The organism is Escherichia sp. MOD1-EC6819 (genome assembly GCF_002965765.1).
Taxonomy (GTDB): domain Bacteria; phylum Pseudomonadota; class Gammaproteobacteria; order Enterobacterales; family Enterobacteriaceae; genus Escherichia; species Escherichia ruysiae.
The window spans coordinates 1-22701 of record NZ_PTRG01000008.1 but is presented as its reverse complement, the minus strand read 5'-3'; the positions used below and the strand labels follow the sequence as shown (position 1 = coordinate 22701).

The 22701-nt window shown below is 50.8% G+C and carries 16 protein-coding genes and 1 pseudogene; 8 read left to right on the top strand and 9 right to left on the bottom strand.

Going from position 1 to position 22701, the window contains the following annotated elements:
- Window position 1 precedes the first annotated feature (1 nt).
- The 8 genes from A7Z06_RS12555 to tssB all read right to left on the bottom strand — a co-directional run bounded on the left by A7Z06_RS12555 (window position 2) and on the right by tssB (window position 11892).
- Complete coding sequence (locus A7Z06_RS12555) at window positions 2-2542, bottom strand: type VI secretion system Vgr family protein (RefSeq protein ID WP_000059652.1); 2541 nt, start codon at window positions 2540-2542, stop codon at window positions 2-4.
- 236 nt (window positions 2543-2778) lie between these two features.
- A complete protein-coding gene (gene tssH, locus A7Z06_RS12550) occupies window positions 2779-5394 on the bottom strand; it encodes a type VI secretion system ATPase TssH (RefSeq protein WP_000431138.1) in 2616 nt (871 codons plus the stop codon).
- A gap of 177 nt (window positions 5395-5571) precedes the next feature.
- Window positions 5572-6063: a type VI secretion system effector Hcp gene (gene hcp / locus A7Z06_RS12545; protein ID WP_001007319.1), complete on the bottom strand. Its 492-nt coding sequence runs from the start codon at window positions 6061-6063 to the stop codon at window positions 5572-5574.
- 4 nt (window positions 6064-6067) lie between these two features.
- Window positions 6068-7804, bottom strand: a complete 1737-nt coding sequence (locus tag A7Z06_RS12540) for an OmpA family protein (RefSeq protein ID WP_001205808.1) — start codon at window positions 7802-7804, stop codon at window positions 6068-6070.
- Window positions 7805-7807: 3 nt separating this feature from the next.
- Complete coding sequence (gene tssL / locus A7Z06_RS12535) at window positions 7808-8461, bottom strand: type VI secretion system protein TssL, short form (protein WP_001066085.1); 654 nt, start codon at window positions 8459-8461, stop codon at window positions 7808-7810.
- Window positions 8458-9795 carry a type VI secretion system baseplate subunit TssK gene (gene tssK / locus A7Z06_RS12530; RefSeq protein ID WP_000689244.1) on the bottom strand — a complete coding sequence of 446 codons (1338 nt, stop codon included), beginning with the start codon at window positions 9793-9795 and terminating at the stop codon, window positions 8458-8460. Before tssK ends, tssL begins: the two co-directional genes overlap by 4 nt.
- Before the next feature lie 18 nt (window positions 9796-9813).
- The gene (gene tssC / locus A7Z06_RS12525; RefSeq protein ID WP_000930188.1) at window positions 9814-11361 is read right to left on the bottom strand and encodes a type VI secretion system contractile sheath large subunit; all 1548 of its coding nucleotides are present in this window, start codon (window positions 11359-11361) and stop codon (window positions 9814-9816) included.
- Between the two features lie 33 nt (window positions 11362-11394).
- A complete protein-coding gene (gene tssB / locus A7Z06_RS12520) occupies window positions 11395-11892 on the bottom strand; it encodes a type VI secretion system contractile sheath small subunit (protein ID WP_001283991.1) in 498 nt (165 codons plus the stop codon).
- Window positions 11893-12485: 593 nt separating this feature from the next.
- Between tssB and A7Z06_RS12515 the strand changes: the two genes are divergently transcribed.
- The 8 genes from A7Z06_RS12515 to A7Z06_RS12480 all read left to right on the top strand — a co-directional run bounded on the left by A7Z06_RS12515 (window position 12486) and on the right by A7Z06_RS12480 (window position 22047).
- Window positions 12486-12959, top strand: a complete 474-nt coding sequence (locus A7Z06_RS12515; protein WP_000008716.1) for a hypothetical protein — start codon at window positions 12486-12488, stop codon at window positions 12957-12959.
- Window positions 12956-13291: a lysozyme inhibitor LprI family protein gene (locus A7Z06_RS12510; protein WP_000789900.1), complete on the top strand. Its 336-nt coding sequence runs from the start codon at window positions 12956-12958 to the stop codon at window positions 13289-13291. Before A7Z06_RS12515 ends, A7Z06_RS12510 begins: the two co-directional genes overlap by 4 nt.
- Before the next feature lie 808 nt (window positions 13292-14099).
- Window positions 14100-15083 (top strand): KpsF/GutQ family sugar-phosphate isomerase, encoded by a 984-nt coding sequence (locus A7Z06_RS12505; protein ID WP_001298261.1) that lies wholly within the window; start codon window positions 14100-14102, stop codon window positions 15081-15083.
- A 71-nt stretch (window positions 15084-15154) separates the two neighbouring features.
- Complete coding sequence (locus tag A7Z06_RS12500) at window positions 15155-16303, top strand: Capsule polysaccharide export inner-membrane protein kpsE (RefSeq protein WP_000905928.1); 1149 nt, start codon at window positions 15155-15157, stop codon at window positions 16301-16303.
- A 23-nt stretch (window positions 16304-16326) separates the two neighbouring features.
- Entirely contained in the window at window positions 16327-18003 is a 1677-nt protein-coding gene (locus A7Z06_RS12495; protein ID WP_010348153.1) for a polysaccharide biosynthesis/export family protein, read from the top strand.
- 9 nt (window positions 18004-18012) lie between these two features.
- Entirely contained in the window at window positions 18013-18753 is a 741-nt protein-coding gene (gene kdsB / locus A7Z06_RS12490) for a 3-deoxy-manno-octulosonate cytidylyltransferase (protein ID WP_010348155.1), read from the top strand.
- Window positions 18750-20777, top strand: coding sequence for a capsular polysaccharide biosynthesis protein (locus A7Z06_RS12485; RefSeq protein WP_105279443.1), 2028 nt, complete (start codon window positions 18750-18752; stop codon window positions 20775-20777). Before kdsB ends, A7Z06_RS12485 begins: the two co-directional genes overlap by 4 nt.
- Window positions 20778-20811: 34 nt before the next feature.
- A complete protein-coding gene (locus A7Z06_RS12480) occupies window positions 20812-22047 on the top strand; it encodes a capsule biosynthesis protein (protein WP_001161854.1) in 1236 nt (411 codons plus the stop codon).
- Window positions 22048-22208: 161 nt separating this feature from the next.
- Here A7Z06_RS12480 and A7Z06_RS12475 read toward each other — a convergent pair.
- Window positions 22209-22701 (bottom strand): annotated as a pseudogene (locus tag A7Z06_RS12475) (hypothetical protein); the annotation flags it as partial.

Sequence of the window (22701 nt, the reverse complement as noted above, 5' to 3'; positions counted from 1 at the left end):
CTTATTTTCTCCCTGCTGCAGAATTACCGGTTCCAAGGATCTCAATGTTTAATTTGCTGGGCATTGAGGTATAAATTGGCAACGTTTTACCATTGTCATCTGAAATACCATGAAACACCTGCCCGTCAGCTGTCGTCACTTTATACTCAGTCTGTGAGATAATATTCCCGTTTTCATCAGTCAGAGAATAAATACCACCGTATCCTTTCGGAAATTCAGGGGCTGGCGTATTCAGCGAAGCGGCTCCCATTTTCTGAGCATTAACACATTTCCACAGAATATTACCTTCACAGCCCAGAATAATATTTTTACCCTGCAACTGAATGAACGACCCGTCCAGATTTTTCAGCACGACATCTTTCGCGGCGGTGATTTCAACCCCTCCCTCTGTACTGGTCACGGTCACATCTTTTTTCGCTGCCGCTTCCAGCGCATCATCCTGCGCCTGGATTTCAACCTTTCCCTTCGCGGCGAACAGTTTCATCCCCGTCTTACAGGCCAGCATACTGATGGCTTCACCCGCTGCCACCGTAAAACGTTTCAGTGCACTGATATCCGTATTCTGTCGGGACATTATCCCCACGCTGGCACTGCCCGAGGAAACGCGCACACCTTCCGGACTGCTGATGCTGACGCCTTGCGGTGCATTCAGTACCATCCCCGGCTGTGCCAGGTCCGTCAGGGCATCCGTCAGCATTTTCTGACTCCGGATATCCGCCGGATACGCCTGCGCCGTTTCTGCCGCATCTGACAGACTCCGGGCAATACTCAGGGCATTTTCCAGCTGAGAAACTGCCTCCTGCATTGACAGCATCCTGTCGCCGGCAAATGCCTGTTTATCGGCGGTGATAAATACCCCTGCCCCACCACGAATGGATATATGCCTGTCCGTGCGCAGCTCCGCCCCTTCCCCGCGCAGTTCGCGGGAGGCATCCACGTTATGCCCCAGATTCAGCTGCGTCTTTCCCCCGTACTCCGTACTGAGCTTGATATGCTCCTCACCGCGCCTGTCCTCCATCCGCAGTTTGTTCAGGCCGGCTGTGCGGATTACATTGCGCGTGTTGTTGGCTTCGGTGACGGGGTCTGCGTGGCGCGAGTCGTGCAGCGCATGGGCGATATACGGCCGGTCCGGGTCGCCTTCATGGAACGCGATGGCAACCTCTGTCCCCTGTATCAGCGGAAAGTGAAAACCGTATTTATCCCCGCCGTACGGTCTGGCAAAGCGCACCGGCATACTTTCCATGCCCTGACCTTTGTCGTCACGGTCGGCATCGAACTTCACCCGGTACATCCCCGACGCATCCTGCCACGCGTGGATATCGTTGTCCCTGGCGCTGGTCACCCGCGCCGTCATTGTCCCGCTCACCACCGGCCGTTTTTTAGCCGCCGGGCGCCAGCAGCGGTTTTCGTAATACGGCATCCCTTCCCACGTCACGGTCAGGGCATCCTTACGGCTCGCACTGTAAACCGTGCGGATAATCACAATACCGTTGTCCGTTTCTGACGGCAGGGTCGGCGGAACAGCCCGTTCACTGATGGTCAGCACCTGAGCCGGGGAAAGCCGGGCATCATTACTGCTGCCGCTGACCATTGTCTGCCCGGACAGAAAGCGTTCATGCTCAAGCCGCGCCCAGAAATTGCCGGTTTCCGCCGCCGGGGTGATTTTGTCGCCCCGTTCAAGATGACGCGGCAGGTAATGGTACACATCACCGTAGGTGTTCCCTTCCCCGTCGCCACGGGTCATGTCCGCCGGCACCGACGTCAGGATGTTCTGCGCTTCACGGTGATTGTAATCATCCGCCGTCACCGAACGCGCCACCACATGATGCCGGACGTGAATCCCCCACACCGAATCCGCGCCATTGTCACTCATCCCCGACGGACTGCTGAGCGCCAGCGTTTTACCGAAGGTCCAGGCGCTCTGCCTGTCGGCAAAGCGCACCACTTCCGTCAGGGTGTCCGGCTGCAGGGTGAAAAAATAAAATATCCCCACTTCAGCCAGCAGGCGCTCAATAAACGCCAGGTCACTTTCCCGGTACTGGTTTATCTGCTCACGCTTCGGATAACCGGCTTTAAGAGTGAATTCATACTCCCAGCCTCTGAGACCATGCTCCTGCAGGACTTCGGTGACCACTTCCGGTACAGATTTATTGACGAAAAAACGGTGGGTGCGGTACTGCCTGCCCAGCAGGGACAGAAACGGCTCAATAATTATCCGGTACGTCGCCTGGTCACGTGAACCGCTGACACGACTGAAATCTGTCACCACCCCGTGCACCACTTTCTGCCCGCTCAGCCCCGTCAGTGGCCCGGTTCCCATGGTCAGCGTCGCCGGTTTACTCAGTAACTGCGATGCACTGATGTTCAGGTCTCTGCAGGTAAACAGAACGGTGTACTGATACAGCCCGCTCATGCGCTCCTCACCCCTGAAGGACTCCACATCCGGCGATGCGGTACAGGACGGAATATCCAGACGGTAGCGGTTCAGCCCGCCTTCAGTTAATGCAGACAGTGCGTTATTCAGCGTATCTGTCAGACTCATAATATTGACTCCATGAGATAACCCGTTGTCCATGACGCTGTTACCGGCGGGCAGGTTGCGGGATTAAATAAGGGACTCAGCCGGTAAGAAAAAGAGTGATTATGGCTCCAGCCCAACGGCACTAATAATGACCTTTAATAACAACAGTCTCATTTCAAAATACCCAAATTTTTGCAGTACAAAATTATCAGCAATAATCCGTGCCTGCTGTTCCATCGGATAATCACTTAGCTCCTTTAGCCAGGTTTAAACTCCAGTCCAATCCCTTCATCATCATTCCAGCCCAGCGTCAGCGAAATCGGCTTTTGTTTCGCCGCCATATGAACCAGCAGTTGCTGACTCAGTACCGGCAAAATTTGCTGGTTGAGCAGGTTGTCGATATTGCGCGCACCGGTGTCCGGTAGCAGGCAGGCACTGGTCAAAGCGTCATACAGACTCTCGTCAACATATGTGGTCAGGCCATAGTGACGATGCAAACGCGTGCTGACCTGCAAGAGTTTCATTGCCACGATGGCACGCATCGCCGCTTCCGTTAGCGGGCGATAAATCACTGTCTGGAAGCGGGCAAGCAGCGCAGGCTGGAAGTGTTCGCGCAGGATCGGGCGCAGCAGTTCGTGCAGGTCGCCTTCACTGGCATCAGGCTGTTCATCAAGCAACTGCATCACATAGTCGCTGCCAAGGTTTGAGGTCATCAGAATGACCGTATTGCGAAAATCGATTTCACGGCCTTCGCCATCGCGCATAAAGCCCCGATCAAAAACCTGATAGAACAGATTCATCACATCACGATGCGCTTTTTCGACTTCATCGAGCAGCACCACGCTGTACGGGCGCTTGCGCACCGCTTCGGTGAGAATGCCCCCCTGCCCGTAGCCGACGTAGCCCGGAGGAGAGCCTTTCAGTTGGGAGACGGTGTGCGGCTCCTGATACTCGGACAGGTTGATAGTAATCAGTGATTTTTCACCGCCGTACATGACGTCAGCCAGCGCCAGCGCCGTTTCGGTTTTCCCTACACCACTTGGGCCAACCAGCAGGAACACACCCTGTGGGCCATTCTCAGATGTGAGGCCTGTTTTCGCGGCACGCAGGCGCCGGGAAATGGCTTCAAGCGCCACATTCTGCCCGACTACGCGTTTGCCGATTTCGTTTTCCAGCGTCAGCAGTTCGGTCTGCTCGTCTTTCATCAGCGACGACAGCGGGACGCCCGTCCAGTCAGCAATCACGGTAGCAACGGTACGCACATCCACATCGACTGAAAGTAACGGGTTGCTGTGCTGCATACCGTTCAACTCCTGTTGCAGGGAGTACGTTTTACTCTGACGGGAAATGTCCTGGCGGCTTTCCAGCAGTTGTTCGGTAAGTTTCAGCTCCTGACCGTACCGGGTTTCCAGTTCGTTGAGTTCAACGCTGAAAGTGTTCTTTTCCTGTTCTATTGCCGTCAGGCGTTCACCGTAGTTTTGACTACCGACAGCCATGTCTTCCTGTAGTGCCTGCCTCTCCATTTCAAGAGCGGTGATCCGGGAACGGATACGGGTCAGTTGTTCAGGCACGGTGTCGAGACTCATGCGCACACGGGCGCTTGCGGTGTCGAGCAGGTCAACGGCTTTGTCCGGTAGCTGGCGGCCTGTGAGATAACGTCGGGAAAGCGTAACGGCAGCGCGAACCGCATCGTCGGTGATATGCACATTATGGTGTCCGGCGTAGCGAGATTTCAGGCCACGCAGCATCAGGCAGGCGGTGTCATCGTCGGGCTCGTCCACTTTCACCATCTGAAAGCGGCGCTCAAGTGCGGCATCGCGTTCGAAAAATTGTTTGTATTCAGACCAGGTTGTAGCGGCGATGGTTCGTAATTCACCACGCGCCAGTGCCGGTTTCAACAGGTTGGCGGCATCCGCACCACCAGCCTGGTTACCCGCGCCAATGATAGTGTGCGCTTCATCGATAAACAGCAAAACTGGTACTGGTGACTGCTGCACTGCATCAATCACGTTTTTCAGACGCTGTTCAAATTCCCCCTTCACACCCGCTCCTGCCTGCAGCAGACCGAGATCAAGAGTGCGTAGCACGACAGGTTTGAGCGGCTCCGGCACATTGCCTTCAGCGATTCTGAGCGCCAGCCCTTCTACCAGTGCCGTTTTACCGACACCCGGCTCACCGACCAGAATCGGGTTGTTTTTTCGGCGGCGAGAAAGAATATCCACCATCTGGCGGATTTCAGTATCACGCCCAAATACCGGATCGATTTTGCCTTCGCGGGCTTTGGCAGTGACGTCGAGGGTAAACTTATCCAGCACGTTTTGCAGTGCCGGGCTGAGTTCTCCCTCTTTTATCTCCGCGACAACGGGACTTCCAACAAACGCCAGCTCCGCTTCCTGTTGCACTTCAGGACGCTCGTCTGACTGAGCATCCAGTAACGGACGCAGGCGTTCCAACTGACTCAGACCCAGGGTCAATAATGGCCACAGACCATCGCAACGCACCAGGTTCTGCTTATCAACCAGTGCCATCATCAGGTGATGACTTCGGATCTGCGCCTCACCCGCCAGTGAGGCAATCAGCCAGGCTTCTTGCATCAGCGTCTGGATGTTTTCTGAAAGCTGCGGACGACGGCGCACTGAGCGCGGTTGTTTGTCGAGCCAGCCAAGCAAATCCTGCCAGAGGCTGTCCATGTCCCACTCGTAGCGACGAGCCAGCACAGTGAGATCGCCCTCGCCCTGCTCCAGCAATTTCAGCAGCCAGTGCTCCGGCAGAATTTCCGTATGCGCACGGGTCTGGCAGAGCGAAGCCGCCCCTTCCATCGCACGGGCACAGTAAGGGTTCAAACGTCGCAGCAGGATGGCTGGATTTTCCATGAGTTTCTCTCTTTGTCGGTTCCTGGACACGCTACCGCCCCTCGCTGTTTCCCAGGAAGGAGACCAAAGCGCATACGGTCAGGCTGGCAGATTGTGGGTTCTTTGCTGAAAGCCCGTTGGCTTCAGACGTTCAGCAAAAACGAAAAAGCGGACAGAGAATCTCTGCCCGCTCGTGACTTACGCGGTCGCGCGTTCGTTCCATGAATCGGAATGAATGATGTTGCCGTCTTTGTAGGTCCAGGTGATTTTTTCGTAGCGCAGTTCGATCTGCTCAAGGTGGTTGTGCTTCTCGAAAGAAGGATCTTTGATGTCGTGCATTACAGGGTTCACCTTCACCACTTTCACGTTCTCAAGTTTGGTGTTGAAGTACTCGACCTCCTGACCCGCATCGTTAATTTTGTACCACTTGAATTCTGCAGACTTGAGGGTCTGTCCGGTGGTCACCGCCTTGTACAGATATGGGCTGGAGGAATCGATTTCCTTGGTAAACAGGAACGGAGTGTGGATTCGGGTGCCGGTCAGCTTGCCTGTGTTGTTATCGGTCGGGATGTACAGGTTGTGTTCCTGAGCCACCACTTCGATGCTGCCTTCACGATCCTGAACGTCCACAGACCCTTTGATGTCCGCGCCGCCATCGTCCTTCAGCCAAAGATAAACAGGAATTGCCATGGAATTACTCTCTATTATGTTGTGATGCGCCATCATCCTGCGATGACGCCAGGGTGTGACCCGGTATCTGACAGGCATTAGCCTGTGATACCAGACTGATTTCGACACGGCGGTTTAGCGCACGGCCTTCCGGGGTGTCATTGGTTGCGAGCGGGCGACTTGCACCATAGCCCTGCACCGCAAAACAGCTTTCCGGCACGTCACCGGTGTCATGCATCCAGTCGCGCACCGCTTCGGCACGTTTCTGAGAAAGCGTCTGATTTCGTTGTGCGTTGCCGGTGTTATCTGTGTGACCGGCGACCACAATCAGCCAGCCAGGCCTTGCCTTGACGCCCACCAGCGAATTAACCAGCATTTTGGTGGACCCGGCTTTCAGCGCCGATTTGCCGGAATCGAACAGCGACATGCTGTCAAGGCGGATAGTCTTCGGCTCCTGTACGATTTTTTTGATAACCGTCTGCGGTGACGGTGATAGTGATGGTGGTAGCGGCAAGTCATTCACGGCGGCTTCAACAGCAGGTATCAGACGCCCCCCCTGATACAACCCGAGGCGATAACGCAGAGGTTCACCGCGCCGCTGCCAGTCTTCCAGCAGTGCGCCATCAGCGCGCAGACGCTGCTGTGCCTGGAGTTTAGGCGTGAGAGGGGCGTCGGAGAGACGGTGGTATAAGGCAAGATGGTCGCCGACATTGCGGATCAGACGCTGATTGTTAACCCAGGACGCCAGCATCGCCAGTGCAAGAAAAATGCCCCCCAGCAGTCCGGCATAGCGCCAGAACACCATCCGACGACTGACGCCACGACGACGCGGCAGCGCCGACAGCAGTAGTTCAGGCAACGGCAAAAGCTCACCGCTCTCCACCGTATCAGGCGGCAGCGCAGTAACAGAGGCAATGTGTTGTTGCCAGAGATTGCCGGCGAGACCGCTCACGGGAGCCATGCACAGCCCTTGTATACAGGGCTTCAGAGCTGGCAGTTCTCCCTGACGCTCCGACAGCAGACTGTTAACTGCGGTATTCAGCCAGGCAAGTCCACTGTCCAGCCATAGCACCTGGCTCAGGCGGGACAGCCACTCACCCGAAGTTGTTTCTTGAGCCCAGTCGGTCAGTGATAAATTCCCCTGACCGGGTTGATATACCTGGAGTCCTGCCCGTTGGCTGACAGTAGTAAACCAGACCGGCTCAGCATCAACACAAGCGACTGGCGGTGACAGCCAGATAACGATCCACTGCGGCGGGAGTTGACCAAGTGAGATATGGCATTGCGCAGCAGCACGCTGCCAACCACGCAGACTCTGGGTTAACTCCGCATCCGAGGTGTGGCGTTCGGGTAAGATAGCCAACAATATCGAGATCTGTGACACCAGAGCCGAACGAATCTGACTCAGGTGTTGAGCCAACAATGGCAACTGCTCTGCATCTTTTACCCACAGATACCAGCCCTGACGGGTTTCACGATGCCGTGTCCCCTCAGCAAATAATGCGCTGTTATCGCCACACACCAGAATGACTGCACCCTGAAAATCTTCCGGTGGCAGAGACTTAACCACAATATCTCTGAGCGCCGGTGCCCGTATCAGTAATGTCCGATACTGACGCCAGAGCATTCCCCCACAGACCAAAATAATCAGCAGGCTGAATGCCGCACGGCTCCCGACCGACGGTGACCAGAATCCCAGGATAAGCCACAGTGCCAGTACGCCCGCCAGGACGGTTAACAGACTCCGGTAAACATCACGCATCCTTTACCCCGGCCTGACCGTCTGACTCACCAGTTCGGTGAGGGAGGAAGAGAAGAAGTACCACAGCGCAGCCAGTACTGCCGCCCCGATAATCCAGGAAAGCCAGTACAGTCGGCGACCGCTGCGCAGACTGGATACCCTGGCGACAATCGGCGCATCCTGAGCAAGCGTAAAAGCGGGCACTCGTTCCCCCAGCGCACGCACCACGTCTTCACGACGTTCGTCGTTCTGCGCCCGGTACTGTCCAACAAATCCCAGTTGTAGAGTACGGTACATACAGGTCAGCACGGCCATGTCCGGTGCGGACTCTTTCAGCAGGTTGCGGATACGCTCCCATAACACCTCACCTGCGTTCAAAGTACCGAAGAAATGCGCCTGCAGCGGATCACGGCGCCAGGCCAGATAACCATCGTCAGAAGTGCCGCGATTGAGAACGCTTTCATCCAGCAAAGCGCACAGCGCGTATACCATGTGCTCCTGGCTGCTATCACTGTAGCCCGCATCCGAAAGCGATTTGCGCGCTTCCTGAACCAGACGACAGGCCCGGCGATAAAGCCCTTCCCCGTCCCGAACTTCTTGCCCGCCGCGTAGCTGGCTGGCCATCAACCAGCCTGGATAGAAAATCTGTTCAATCTGGCTGAGACTGGAATTATTCATGCGCGTAGCACCGCAAACAGTTCAAGTTTCACCTCCCCCAGTGAGCACGGGGTGTAAAAGGTACAGCTACCCGCCTCCAGCATCGCCCGCGCCGCATCGGTACTCAGATCCAGAGAGAAGAACTGGTTTTCAAGGCGCAGAGGGATCGCCGCAGGCACATGGCTGAGTGGTTTTATAACCATGCCACTCAGCGCCACGTTCACGACATCTGAAACGTCATCGAGACTGCCCGCCTTACAAAGCTGCGGGAATTTCACTTGCAGTTCGTGATTCGGCATGGAGGAGCGAACGGAAAGATAGAAATCAGCTCCTTCACGCAAGCGGGCATCATGCAGCGATCCTTTCCAGAACTGATCGGCATGATCCAGTTGAATACTGATAACCCGGGAGGGCAGACTGGCTTCCAGTAATTTATCGAGCAGAGCCAGCAACGGCGGGAACACTCGTTCAGGCGTATCATGCTGATAAACAGGAATATCACTGGCATCGTGCTCCAGTGAAAACGTCAGCAGGCTGCCTGCCAGGCGGGTCAATTCACGGTAGAGCAACTCCGGGTGGCGTCCCGGAGTCTGCATCAGTTCGGTCAGCACGGGCTCGGCGCTATTCAGGGCATTGAGTAGCCAGAACAGAGAAACATCAGCTACCGCAAAATCGGCCAGACGCTCGTTGCTTTCACGACGCATCGCCATCAGACGCTTACGTCGTGCCTGCAGACGAACCAACAGGTCGCTCAGTTCAGCCACAAGCAAAGGGCTTGCCGCAATCGAGAGCATCGGCGGGATAAAAGACGGATCACGATTCCACTGTCCCTGCGCATTACGTGCCAGACGAGCCACCGGACAAGTCAGGTAAGCGGTATTTTCCTGCGTAGATAAACGAAGCGTGACGGCATTACGCAAAATGGCCAGTTCACCACTTTCATGCCCGGCAAGCTCCTGAACCACTACGCGTTCAGATTTCCAGCGACGCGGGCGCTCACTGTCCTGACCATTATCCAGATTGCCACCACTGGCACTCAGCAACGGCAGCGCCACAACGACTTCAACAACCTCAGAGCCGTTTGCGACGGATAAATCACAGACCGGTGGAAGATTATCCGCCAGGTCAGTATCAACCATCGTGCCGTCCTGAAAACGTACCACCAGACGGGTAGCATTCAGGCGTGACAATACAAGGGCTGCGGTATCGAATTCAGCATTCACCACGCCCCAGGGATGGGAAATTCCCATTCCTGCAACAGTGTCAGCAATATGTTCGTCCCAGCGAGCCTGCTGCTGGAACTGTTGTGGGGCCAGCGCGGCCCCATCCTCCCAAAGTGGGCGAAAAATTTTCATCCCTGATTTCCCCTCGCCTTACGACTTGGCTTTCGGCATCTGGGAAACCAGTGAGAGATTGATGTCCATCCCTTCCACCTGAAAGTGCGGTACGGCGTAGAGTTTCACGCGGAAGAAGCCCGGATTATCATCAATGTCTTCCACCACAACTTTCGCATCACGCAGCGGGTGAGATGCCTGCAACTCATCACCCGGGTCGGTCATTTCAGTCACAAGACCACGAACCCAGGTGTTAAGCTCCAGTTCCAGCAACCGGCGATCCTTGGTGGTGCCAATGTTTTCACGTTGAATCAGCTTCAGGTAATGAGCGATGCGCGACAGCAGGAAGATGTAAGGCAGACGCGCATTGATGCGGCTGTTGGCAGTAGCATCCGCAGTATCGTAGAGAGCGGGTTTTTGCGTGGAGTTCGCCGAGAAGAAACACGCATAATCGCGATTTTTGTAGTACGACAGGGGAATGAAACCAAGATTCGCGAACTCGAACTCACGGGTTTCCGGGATCATCACCTCTGAGGGGATTTTTACCTGGTTGCCGGTGCCAAGATCATACAGGTGAATTGGCAGATCCTGCACCGCACCACCCGCCTGTGGACCACGGATTTGTACACACCAACCGTTATTGATGAAGCTTTTCACCATGTTGGCCGCAAAAGCAAAGGTGGCATTGGTCCACAGGTATTTATCGTGATCCGGGCCTTTCACCTCTTCAACATAATTAAAACTACGCACCGGTACAGTGTCCGGGCCATACGGCAGGCGACCCAGCACGCGTGGCATAACCAGCCCCAGATAACGGGAATCGTCCGTATCCCTGAAACTTTTCCATTTAATGTACTCGGCGCGGTCAAAGTAGTTACCGATATCTTTGATGGCCGCAACGTCTTCCATTGACTCTTTCAGGAAAAATTTCGGACCTGCAGAACCGATAAATGGCATATGAGCCGCTGCGGACACTTTCGATAAATTACGCATCAGCGCCACATCCTGCGCAGATGCATCAAACTCATAAGCGGAAATCAGCGCGGCAATTGGCTCGCCACCCGGCGTGTCATACTCATCAATGTAGGTATGTTTGTACAAACCACTCTGGATAATTTCCGGGCTATCTTCAAAGTCCTGACGCAGGTCTTCTTTAGATATATCCAGCAGTTCAATTTTCACGTTCTGGCGGAAATCTGTTTTATCGACCAGCGATTTCACGCCGCGCCACAGACTTTCTACCGCCTGAAAGTCCTCATGATGCATAACGGCATCAAGCTGACGGCTGATCTGGTAATCCAGTTCAGCGATATGGTGGTCAATCAGATTTTTGTCGAGCTTTTCGACTTTCGATCCCGATTTTGTCAGACACTCCAGGAACACCTGCATCCCGGCCGTTAAACGTTCATCCGCAGTGGCATCCGACATCGCCTGTGCGTCCTGCCAGATATCCAGAGAACTCAGCTCAGAGACCGGGTTGAGATTAATTTTTTCAAACAGGGAAGCATAAACTCCAGCGGCAGCAGGATGTTCAAGCACCACACTCTCGCCACCAGCGGCATTCTCATTTTTTACAGACATCAACATTTTCCTTATTAATCCGTTAAATCGTCATGACCGTTACGGCTGTTTAGGTGCCAGAGCGGAAAGTTCTGCTCTGAGTTCTGCACTTAATGCCGGGTCCAGCAAAATGTTTTCCAGTTCTTTACGGAAAGTCTGGTTATCCAGAAGGTTCGCTTTTAAATCACGAAGTAAATTACGCATGGAAAGCATGGCTTTTAGCTGTGGTATTTGTCGGGAGACCTGTTCCGGGGAGAAATCCTTTATGCTCTGGAATGTCAACCTGATGCTGTCTTCACTACCGTCATCAGCAAGTGTGTTATTAACGATAAGATTTACTTTTGGGGAATATTCAGAAAGAACCTCATCAAAATTATTTTTGTTAAGATTAACCTTTTTACGTTCAGATAATGGCGCGGATTCCTGACCATTACTAAAATCACCCGCAACCAGTAACTTCAGGGGTAATTCTGTTTTCTTACTTGCTCCCCCGGTGTGCAGATCTAATTTCAGATTAATACGGGCCTTCGGTATCTCCCGCTGGAAGCTGTCACTCATAGTTCCCTCTCGTAATTCAATTAAAGTCAAATTAATCACAATACTTCATTAACTCGATGCTAAGGCAATGTGGAAATCAAAAAAGCAATGCAGATCAACATATTGAGAATAAAAAATAATGGGAAAATTGCCTGACAATAAAAATAATCGCAGCCATATCAATTGATTAAAAACGTCTTTATAAATATTCCTAATTATATTTTTATTATGTTATTTTGTTTTTTATTTACCACAACATCTGTTAATAGACAGGCTATACATAGTGCAAAATACTGACTTACCTGCGCCTATGCCACAGATACTGTTATCTGATAGTTATACCCATGTTGCCTAAGTAATTCATAAGTATTCGCCGTGTAATGACATTAAATTCTTGTCCGGCAATCAGGTCATCCCCGTATCCACAGGTCTCAATATCGGCGAGGAGATTTTATTTTAGGCAAGCGGAAATTTGCATTACAGCATATTCAGGCCTACACCCGAACGACCTGATTAACCATAAAAAATTGATTCAGCGCAGCATGTTAATTATTCCTGGATCTTACATTGTCATTGCACAGTAAATGTAGAAACTTATGCGTAACGGAGTATTTATGAGTTTTAAACGTTTGGTTATAATTACCGCAATATCCTGTATGTATACCGGATTTGCATTTGCAGCGAACGTCACATTGAACCCTGCCCAGGTAGAACACCTGAATAACGTCATTAATCACGAGGTAAAAGGGAAAGATGACCGTAATTTTGTCTATACCAACTGGACAGAAGCTCAACGTGTGGCCGAATTTATTTGCCGACCACTCGCACTGAAAGAACTACAGAAGCGGTATACCGACGTAGATAAGGTTATTTTCGATCAGGGAAAACATAATATGCAGCGTCTGATCTCACCTGCACTGCTGACAGGTAATGGCCAGTACCGTAGAGGGATTAACTGGACGACTTTTCACTTCGCCTGTGAACTGTCAGTGAAAACCGGAGAGGCGATGGGATTCAGGCTGTTGAGAAATAAAACCCTGACCATGGCTCCGGGGCCCGTTATTCGTTCCGGGGAGATCGGCCAGTGAAAAATATTCTTACCGCATTTCTCATCATCACTCTCCCTGCTTTCTCCGCCACAGCAGCCAGTTTTGACTGTCGGCAGTCCCGCAGTGCGGATGAAAAAGCAATTTGTTCATCACATAGCCTGAACGATTTGGATGTGGAGATGAGCGTTAAGTATCAATTTCTTCATGGGCTTTACGCGATGGGAGCCGCCGGGGAACTGCATGACTCACAGGTACTATGGCTGGCTGAACGTCGCCAGTGTGGTGGCGATATAACCTGCCTGACAAAAGCATACAAGCAGCGCCTGAAAACATTGAACCATCTTTATGACGCGATTAATAAACCACTCTGAGTCAGGAGTGGACTGGTGGTTGTCGGAAACGCCTTCATACAAGGCATCTCCTTATCGGCACGTATAACTCTAAAAGAGCCTGATGATTGTTCTTCCATCGGCTCTTTCTCTGAAATTAAGGAAGGCTCCGGACGGAAGTACTCGCTGGCATATGTGGCTCCAGCTCAACCAATGATAATCACCATCGTTATTTTTTATTTAATAATAATCTCCTGAAAAATAGATATAGCCAAAATTCAATCCTGCCTGGCTTAATTCCGCATCCATCATCAGAAATAATCAACCCTATAACTATCATGTCATTTAATAGTCACCGCTAAAATTTTATTATTTTCTTCTGCTTTACAGGGAAATTGTCAATCTGTTTATTATGTCCGGTTTAAATAGTTAATCACAAAACATCATCGCCATTGCTGACGTGTTTTATTCATTGATAACAGTGCCATACGTTCTTTTTTTACAAAGAAACAATCAATTGCTAAATTGTTTTTTGACTTAATAGTTAAGCGCGAAACATTTTAATAAATGATAAAAATCCTAAATTCCTTGTTCATAATGTAGGGGTGTGTTAAATAGGTGGGCAAAATTTGGTTCCCCCTTCTCGCCTGTAATATTGCAGCATCTTCGCACTCCCATGAGACATTGCGACTTAATAAGAAGGTGATAAGCCCTGCATAAGCGCATGGGCTGACCATGGTTTTATATTCATAAAAATATTTCGTTATAACCCATTGATTTAATATCAATAATTTATTGTTGGTTCGGGTTTGTTGTGACTGTGGCATTATTTCCGTGCAAAGGAGCTGATATGTCTGAAAGACATTTACCTGATGACCAGAGCAGTACTATCGATCCATATTTAATTACCTCTGTTCGCCAGACCCTGGCAGAACAAGGCGCAGCATTACAAAACTTGTCTAAACAACTTGATTCCGGGCAGTACCAGCGTGTCCTTAATTTGATAATGAACTGTAAAGGACACGTTATTCTTTCGGGAATGGGTAAATCGGGGCATGTCGGTCGTAAAATGTCAGCGACGCTGGCCTCTACCGGTACACCGAGTTTCTTTATTCATCCGGCAGAAGCGTTCCATGGCGATCTGGGGATGATTACGCCCTACGATCTCCTGATCCTTATTTCCGCCAGCGGTGAAACGGATGAAATCCTCAAGCTGGTTCCTTCACTGAAAAATTTCGGCAACCGAATTATCGCCATTACTAATAATGGAAATTCCACGCTGGCGAAAAATGCTGATGCCGTGCTGGAACTCCATATGGCGAATGAAACCTGCCCGAATAATCTTGCACCAACAACGTCCACCACGCTGACCATGGCGATCGGCGATGCGCTGGCTATTGCCATGATCCATCAGCGCAAATTTATGCCAAATGATTTTGCACGTTATCACCCGGGTGGCTCATTAGGCCGCCGCCTGCTGACCCGCGTTGCGGATGTCATGCAGCATGATGTTCCTGCGGTGCAGCTGGATGCGTCATTTAAAACCGTGATTCAACGTATCACCAGCGGATGCCAGGGAATGGTGATGGTAGAAGACGCAGAAGGCGGACTGGCGGGCATTATCACCGACGGTGACCTGCGTCGCTTTATGGAAAAAGAGGATTCTCTGACGTCCGCCACGGCGGCGCAGATGATGACGCGTGAACCGCTGACGCTACCGGAAGACACCATGATCATTGAAGCGGAAGAAAAAATGCAAAAGCACCGCGTCTCAACGTTATTGGTGACTAACAAGGCAAATAAAGTCACTGGCCTTGTGCGCATTTTCGACTAATTAAGCAACGGGGTGCGAGAGTTTAGTCTCTCATTGAGTTTGCGCCCCACTGAAACTTTGATAATCGTTACATGTTGATAAAAGTGAAGTCTGCCGTATCCTGGATGCGTGCTCGTCTGTCTGCCATCTCACTGGCAGATATCCAAAAACACCTGGCGAAAATCATCATTCTGGCACCGATGGCGGTGCTGCTGATCTATCTGGCCATCTTCAGCCAGCCTCGCTATATGAGCGAGTCGAAAGTCGCCATTAAACGCTCAGATGATTTAAACAGCGGCAGCCTGAATTTTGGTCTGCTTCTGGGCGCCTCTAACCCCAGTTCCGCAGAAGATGCGCTGTATCTGAAAGAGTACATCAACTCGCCGGATATGCTGGTGGCGCTGGATAAGCAACTGAATTTTCGTGAAGCGTTTAGCCACAGCGGGCTCGATTTTCTTAATCATCTTAGCAAGGATGAAACCGCAGAAGGCTTCCTCAAGTACTACAAGGATCGTATCAACGTTTCGTATGACGATAAGACCGGATTGCTGAATATTCAGACGCAGGGCTTTAGCCCGGAGTTTGCGCTTAAATTTAACCAGACCGTGTTGAAAGAGTCAGAACGCTTTATCAATGAGATGTCGCATCGCATTGCGCGCGATCAGCTTGCCTTTGCAGAAAGCGAGATGGAAAAAGCGCGCCAGCGTCTGGATGCCAGCAAGGCGGAACTGCTCTCTTATCAGGACAGCAACAACGTCCTGGACCCACAAGCCCAGGCGGAGGCGGCGAGCACATTAGTCAATACGCTGATGGGTCAGAAGATCCAGATGGAAGCGGATCTGCGTAACTTGCTGACATATCTGCGTGAAGATGCACCACAAGTGGTGAGCGCGCGTAATGCGATTCAGTCATTGCAGGCACAAATCGACGAAGAAAAAAGCAAAATCACGGCGCCACAAGGTGACAAATTAAACCGCATGGCGGTGGATTTTGAAGAAATCAAATCAAAAGTAGAGTTCAACAGCGAGCTGTACAAACTGACCCTGACCTCCATTGAAAAGACCCGTGTAGAAGCGGCTCGTAAGCTCAAGGTGCTGTCGGTTATCAGTTCGCCACAGTTGCCGCAGGAATCATCTTTTCCAAACATCCCTTATTTGATCGCCTGTTGGTTACTGGTGTGCTGCCTGCTGTTCGGCACCCTGAAACTGTTGCTGGCTGTTATTGAAGATCACCGAGATTAACGCTGTCGCTGAATGAGTTTGTGATGAAATTATTTAAATCAATTTTACTGATTGCCGCCTGTCACGCGGCGCAGGCCAGCGCGGCCATTGATATTAACGCTGACCCAAACCTGACAGGAGCCGCACCACTGCCCGGTATTCTGAGCGGACAAAAGTCGGATACGCAAAACATGAGCGGCTTCGACAATACCCCGCCGCCCGCACCGCCGGTGGTAATGAGCCGTATGTTTGGTGCTCAACTTTTCAACGGCACCAGCGCGGATAGCGGTGCGACAGTGGGATTCAACCCTGACTATATTCTGAATCCGGGCGATAGCATTCAGGTTCGTTTATGGGGTGCGTTCACCTTTGATGGTGCCTTACAGATTGATCCCAAAGGCAATATTTTCCTGCCGAACGTTGGTCCAGTGAAAGTTGCCGGGGTTAGCAATAGCCAGTTGAACACTCTGGTTACATCAAAAGTGAAGGAGGTGTACCAGTCCAACGTCAACGTCTACGCCTCCTTATTACAGGCGCAGCCAGTAAAAGTGTACGTGACCGGCTTTGTACGTAATCCCGGTCTGTACGGCGGCGTGACCTCCGATTCTTTACTGAATTATCTGATCAAGGCTGGCGGCGTTGATCCAGAGCGTGGGAGCTACGTTGATATTGTGGTCAAGCGCGGCAACCGCGTGCGCTCCAACGTCAACCTGTACGACTTCCTGCTGAACGGTAAGCTGGGGCTTTCACAGTTCGCCGATGGTGACACTATCATCGTTGGGCCTCGTCAACATACGTTCAGCGTTCAGGGCGATGTCTTTAACAGCTACGACTTTGAGTTCCGTGAAAGCAGCATTCCTGTAACAGAAGCGTTGAGCTGGGCGCGCCCTAAGCCTGGCGCGACTCACATTACGATTATGCGTAAACAGGGGCTGCAAAAACGTAGCGAATACTATCCGATCAGTTCTGCGCCAGGCCGCATGTTGCAGAACGGCGATACCTTAATAGTGAGCACTGACCGCTATGCCGGCACCATTCAGGTGCGGGTTGAAGGCGCGCACTCCGGTGAACACGCCATGGTGCTGCCTTATGGTTCAACCATGCGTGCGGTTCTGGAAAAAGTCCGCCCGAACAGCATGTCGCAGATGAATGCGGTTCAGCTTTATCGCCCATCAGTGGCTCAGCGTCAGAAAGAGATGCTGAATCTCTCGCTGCAAAAGCTGGAGGAAGCGTCACTTTCTGCCCAGTCCTCCACCAAAGAAGAAGCCAGCCTGCGAATGCAGGAAGCGCAACTGATCAGCCGCTTTGTGGCGAAAGCGCGCACCGTGGTTCCGAAAGGTGAAGTGATCCTCAACGAATCCAATATTGACTCTGTTCTGCTGGAAGATGGCGACGTCATCAATATTCCGGAGAAAACATCGCTGGTTATGGTTCATGGCGAGGTGCTGTTCCCGAACGCGGTGAGCTGGCAGAAGGGGATGACCACCGAGGATTACATCGAGAAATGTGGTGGCCTGACGCAGAAATCGGGTAACGCCAGAATTATCGTCATTCGTCAGAACGGTGCAGCCGTCAACGCGGAAGATGTGGATTCACTCAAACCGGGCGATGAGATTATGGTTCTGCCGAAGTATGAATCGAAAAATATTGAAGTTACCCGTGGTATTTCCACCATCCTCTATCAGCTGGCGGTGGGTGCAAAAGTAATTCTGTCGTTGTAAGGAGTTGAAATGAGCAAAGCAGTTATTGTCATTCCGGCTCGTTATGGCTCATCGCGCCTGCCGGGTAAGCCGCTACTTGATATTGTTGGCAAACCGATGATCCAGCATGTCTACGAGCGTGCGTTACAGGTGGCGGGCGTCGCTGAAGTTTGGGTGGCAACTGACGACCCGCGTGTTGAACAGGCCGTACAGGCGTTTGGCGGGAAAGCCATTATGACGCGTACCGATCATGAATCCGGCACCGATCGGCTGGTCGAAGTGATGCATAAAGTCGAGGCAGATATCTACATTAACCTGCAGGGCGACGAACCAATGATTCGCCCGCAGGATGTAGAAACGCTGCTGCAAGGAATGCGTGACGATCCCGCGTTGCCGGTGGCAACGCTATGCCACGCGATTTCTGCCGAAGAGGCGACTGAACCCAGCACAGTAAAAGTGGTTGTGAATACCCGCCACGATGCACTTTATTTCAGCCGTTCGCCGATTCCGTATCCGCGTAATGCTGAAAAAGCACGCTATCTGAAACACGTCGGTATTTACGCTTATCGTCGCGATGTGCTGCAAAACTACAGCCAGTTACCGGAGTCCATGCCGGAGCAGGCGGAATCACTGGAGCAGCTACGGTTAATGAACGCGGGAATCAACATTCGCACGTTTGAGGTTGCCGCAACCGGTCCGGGCGTTGACACCCCTGCATGTCTTGAAAAAGTGCGCGCCCTGATGGCACAGGAACTGGCTGAAAACGCATGATTGGCATTTTCTCGTCCGGCATCTGGCGTATTCCAAATCTGGAGAAATTTCTGGCGCAACCGTGCCAGAAACTTTCTCTGCTGCGCCCTGTTCCGCAAGAAGTTGATGCTATCGCCGTGTGGGGACATCGCCCCAGCGCGGCGAAACCAGCCGCCATCGCCAAAGCAGCGGGAAAGCCGGTCATCCGTCTGGAAGATGGATTTGTGCGTTCGCTGGATCTTGGCGTCAATGGCGCGCCGCCACTTTCTTTGGTGGTGGATGATTGCGGCATTTACTACGATGCCAGCAAGCCTTCGGCGCTGGAGAAACTGGTACAGGATAAAGCCGGAAATGCGGCACTGGCAGATCAGGCCAGAGAAGCGATGCACACCATCGTGGCCGAAGATTTGTCGAAATATAATCTGGCGCCTGCGTTTGTGGCTGATGAATCAGAACATTCAGACATCGTTCTGGTTGTCGATCAGACATTTAATGATATGTCAGTGACGTATGGTAATGCGGGTCCGAATGAGTTTGCCGCCATGCTGGAGGCCGCGATGGCGGAAAATCCTCAAGCGACAATTTGGGTGAAGGTGCACCCTGATGTACTGGAAGGAAAGAAAACAGGTTATTTCGCCGATCTGCGCGCCACGCAACGAGTACGTTTGATTGCGGAGAATGTCAGTCCGCACTCGCTGTTGCGACACGTTTCCAGGGTTTACGTCGTGACCTCCCAGTACGGCTTTGAAGCCTTGCTGGCAGGAAAACCAGTGACATGCTTCGGTCAGCCCTGGTATGCAGGCTGGGGGTTAACGGACGATCGTCATCCGCAGTCCGCTTTGTTATCTGCCCGACGCGGTTCTGCCACGCTGGAAGAACTTTTTGCCGCTGCATACCTGCGTTACTGTCGCTATATCGATCCGCAAACGGGAGCAGTAAGCGATCTGTTTACCGTGCTGCAATGGCTGCAATTACAACGCCGCCATCAGCAACAGCGTAATGGCTATCTATGGGCGCCAGGCTTAACGCTGTGGAAGTCGGCGATCCTGAAACCTTTCTTACGAACGGCGACAAACCGGCTGAGTTTTTCACGTCGCTGTACTGCGGCGAGCGCCTGCGTGGTATGGGGTGTAAAAGGAGAACAGCAATGGCGAGCCGAAGCGCAGCGAAAATCACTGCCATTATGGCGAATGGAAGATGGTTTTCTGCGTTCATCCGGACTTGGCTCTGACCTGCTGCCGCCGCTATCGCTGGTGCTGGATAAACGCGGTATTTACTATGACGCCACGCGCCCCAGCGATCTGGAAGTGCTGCTGAATGATAGCCAGCTAACGCTGGCGCAGAAGATGCGAGCGGAAAAATTACGCCTGCGACTGGTTGAGAGCAAACTGAGCAAGTACAACCTGGGAGCCGATTTCTCTCTACCAGCCGAAGCCAAAGGTAAAAAAGTTATCCTGGTGCCGGGTCAGGTAGAGGACGATGCATCTATTAAAACAGGCACCGTCTCGATTAAGAGCAACCTTGAGTTATTACGCACAGTACGCGAGCGTAATCCGCACGCCTACATTATTTATAAACCGCACCCGGATGTACTGGTGGGGAATCGCAAGGGCGATATTTCGGCAGAACTGACTGCTGAACTAGCTGATTATCAGGCACTGGACGCAGATATTATTCAATGCATCCAACGCGCAGATGAAGTGCATACCATGACATCATTGTCCGGGTTTGAAGCGTTATTACATGGCAAGCAAGTTCATTGTTACGGCCTGCCCTTCTATGCCGGTTGGGGTTTAACCGTTGATGAACATCGCTGCCCGCGTCGCGAGCGAAAATTAACGTTAGCGGATCTGCTATATCAGGCGCTAATTGTTTATCCAACCTATATCCACCCAACACGGCTACAACCTATTACGGTTGAAGAGGCGGCGGAATATTTGATCCAGACTCCGCGCAAGCCGATGTTTATTACCAGAAAAAAAGCGGGGCGAGTAATACGCTATTACCGCAAATTAATTATGTTCTGCAAGGTCAGATTTGGCTAAACAATTACATTATTGACTATTACGCAAATTATTTATGCAAGGTAATGCACTAACCGTTTTATTATCCGGTAAAAAATATCTGCTATTGCAGGGGCCAATGGGACCCTTTTTCAGTGATGTCGCCGAGTGGCTAGAGTCATTAGGCCGTAACGCTGTGAATGTTGTATTCAACGGCGGGGATCGTTTTTACTGCCGCCATCGACATTATCTGGCTTACTACCAGACACCGAAAGAGTTTCCCGGATGGTTGCGAGATCTCCACCGGCAATATGACTTTGACACTATCCTCTGCTTTGGCGACTGCCGCCCATTGCATAAAGAAGCAAAACGCTGGGCAAAGTCGAAAGGTATCCGTTTTCTGGCATTTGAAGAAGGATATTTACGCCCGCAATTTATAACCGTTGAAGAAGGCGGAGTGAACGCATATTCATCGCTACCGCGCGATCCGGATTTTTATCGTAAGTTACCAGATATGCCTGCGCCGCATGTTGAGAACTTAACACCTTCAACGATGAAACGTATAGGCCATGCGATGTGGTATTACCTGATGGGCTGGCATTACCGTCATGAGTTTCCTCGCTACCGCCACCACAAATCGTTTTCTCCCTGGTATGAGGCTCGTTGCTGGGTTCGTGCGTACTGGCGCAAGCAACTTTACAAGGTAACACAGCGTAAGGTATTACCGAGGTTAATGAACGAGCTGGATCAGCGTTATTATCTTGCCGTTTTGCAGGTATATAACGATAGCCAGATTCGTAACCACAGCAATTATAACGATGTGCGTGACTATATTAATGAAGTCATGTACTCATTTTCGCGTAAAGCGCCGAAAGAAAGTTATTTGGTGATCAAACATCATCCGATGGATCGTGGTCACAGACTCTATCGACCATTAATTAAACGGTTGAGTAAGGAATATGGCTTAGGTGAGCGAGTCATATACGTGCACGATCTCCCGATGCCGGAATTATTACGCCACGCAAAAGCGGTGGTGACGATTAACAGTACGGCGGGGATCTCTGCGCTGATTCATAACAAACCACTTAAAGTGATGGGCAATGCCCTGTACGATATCAAGGGCTTGACGTATCAAGGGCATTTGCACCAGTTCTGGCAGGCCGATTTTAAACCGGATATGAAACTGTTTAAGAAGTTTCGGGGGTATTTATTGGTGAGGACGCAGGTTAATGGGGTTTATTATGGGGGTAGATGTTTTTACCATAACATAATGAAAGATAAGGATTTTTTTGGTTTTACACGTCAAGTTTGAAGATTAATAATTTTTAACAAAACATGGCTAATCAGTACTTGTTAACTATTTAACAAACTGCAAAAACACGAAATTATCAATTATAAAAAACGTCAAGATTATTAATTAAACAATCAAAAAACGAACATATCTTAACTTTATAAAAAACAAATTACAATATATTAATACAAACTCTCTAACTTATTTTTTTTAATTTTTGCATCTTCCTTTAAATACTCACACAGCCAGCTAACACGTTGCTTAAAACTCATATTTTCAAGCGATGCAAATGAATATGACAAAAGGTATTTTTGAATATATTCAGGACAAGACTCAATATTTAATATGTCATCACTAATGTGAAATAAATTATGTTTATAATAAGATAATAGCTTTTTAGGAATAAAAACATTTTCTTTACAATTACCATTGACTATAACGCCGCATGGTATTTTACGAGAGTGAAACTGAACTTCCATTGCTGATATATCTGTTAATGCATATGATACTTTTATATTATTAGTTATCTTTCTTCGTAATTTAATTAGGGGGAATCGAGTTCCTTCAATGAATCCATTTGTTATTTTATAAACAATTAAACCAGCTTTCGTGAAAAGCCTAATACTCTCATTAAGAATGGCTTTGTATTTATGATCTCGATGACCTATGTTTGGA

Coding starts and splice junctions, on each gene's coding strand:
- A7Z06_RS12555 (WP_000059652.1), bottom strand. CDS start 2,542: ATGAGTCTGACAGATACGCTGAATAACGCACTGTCTGCATTAACTGAA.
- tssH (WP_000431138.1), bottom strand. CDS start 5,394: ATGGAAAATCCAGCCATCCTGCTGCGACGTTTGAACCCTTACTGTGCC.
- hcp (WP_001007319.1), bottom strand. CDS start 6,063: ATGGCAATTCCTGTTTATCTTTGGCTGAAGGACGATGGCGGCGCGGAC.
- A7Z06_RS12540 (WP_001205808.1), bottom strand. CDS start 7,804: ATGCGTGATGTTTACCGGAGTCTGTTAACCGTCCTGGCGGGCGTACTG.
- tssL (WP_001066085.1), bottom strand. CDS start 8,461: ATGAATAATTCCAGTCTCAGCCAGATTGAACAGATTTTCTATCCAGGC.
- tssK (WP_000689244.1), bottom strand. CDS start 9,795: ATGAAAATTTTTCGCCCACTTTGGGAGGATGGGGCCGCGCTGGCCCCA.
- tssC (WP_000930188.1), bottom strand. CDS start 11,361: ATGTTGATGTCTGTAAAAAATGAGAATGCCGCTGGTGGCGAGAGTGTG.
- tssB (WP_001283991.1), bottom strand. CDS start 11,892: ATGAGTGACAGCTTCCAGCGGGAGATACCGAAGGCCCGTATTAATCTG.
- A7Z06_RS12515 (WP_000008716.1), top strand. CDS start 12,486: ATGAGTTTTAAACGTTTGGTTATAATTACCGCAATATCCTGTATGTAT.
- A7Z06_RS12505 (WP_001298261.1), top strand. CDS start 14,100: ATGTCTGAAAGACATTTACCTGATGACCAGAGCAGTACTATCGATCCA.
- A7Z06_RS12500 (WP_000905928.1), top strand. CDS start 15,155: ATGTTGATAAAAGTGAAGTCTGCCGTATCCTGGATGCGTGCTCGTCTG.
- A7Z06_RS12495 (WP_010348153.1), top strand. CDS start 16,327: ATGAAATTATTTAAATCAATTTTACTGATTGCCGCCTGTCACGCGGCG.
- kdsB (WP_010348155.1), top strand. CDS start 18,013: ATGAGCAAAGCAGTTATTGTCATTCCGGCTCGTTATGGCTCATCGCGC.
- A7Z06_RS12485 (WP_105279443.1), top strand. CDS start 18,750: ATGATTGGCATTTTCTCGTCCGGCATCTGGCGTATTCCAAATCTGGAG.
- A7Z06_RS12480 (WP_001161854.1), top strand. CDS start 20,812: ATGCAAGGTAATGCACTAACCGTTTTATTATCCGGTAAAAAATATCTG.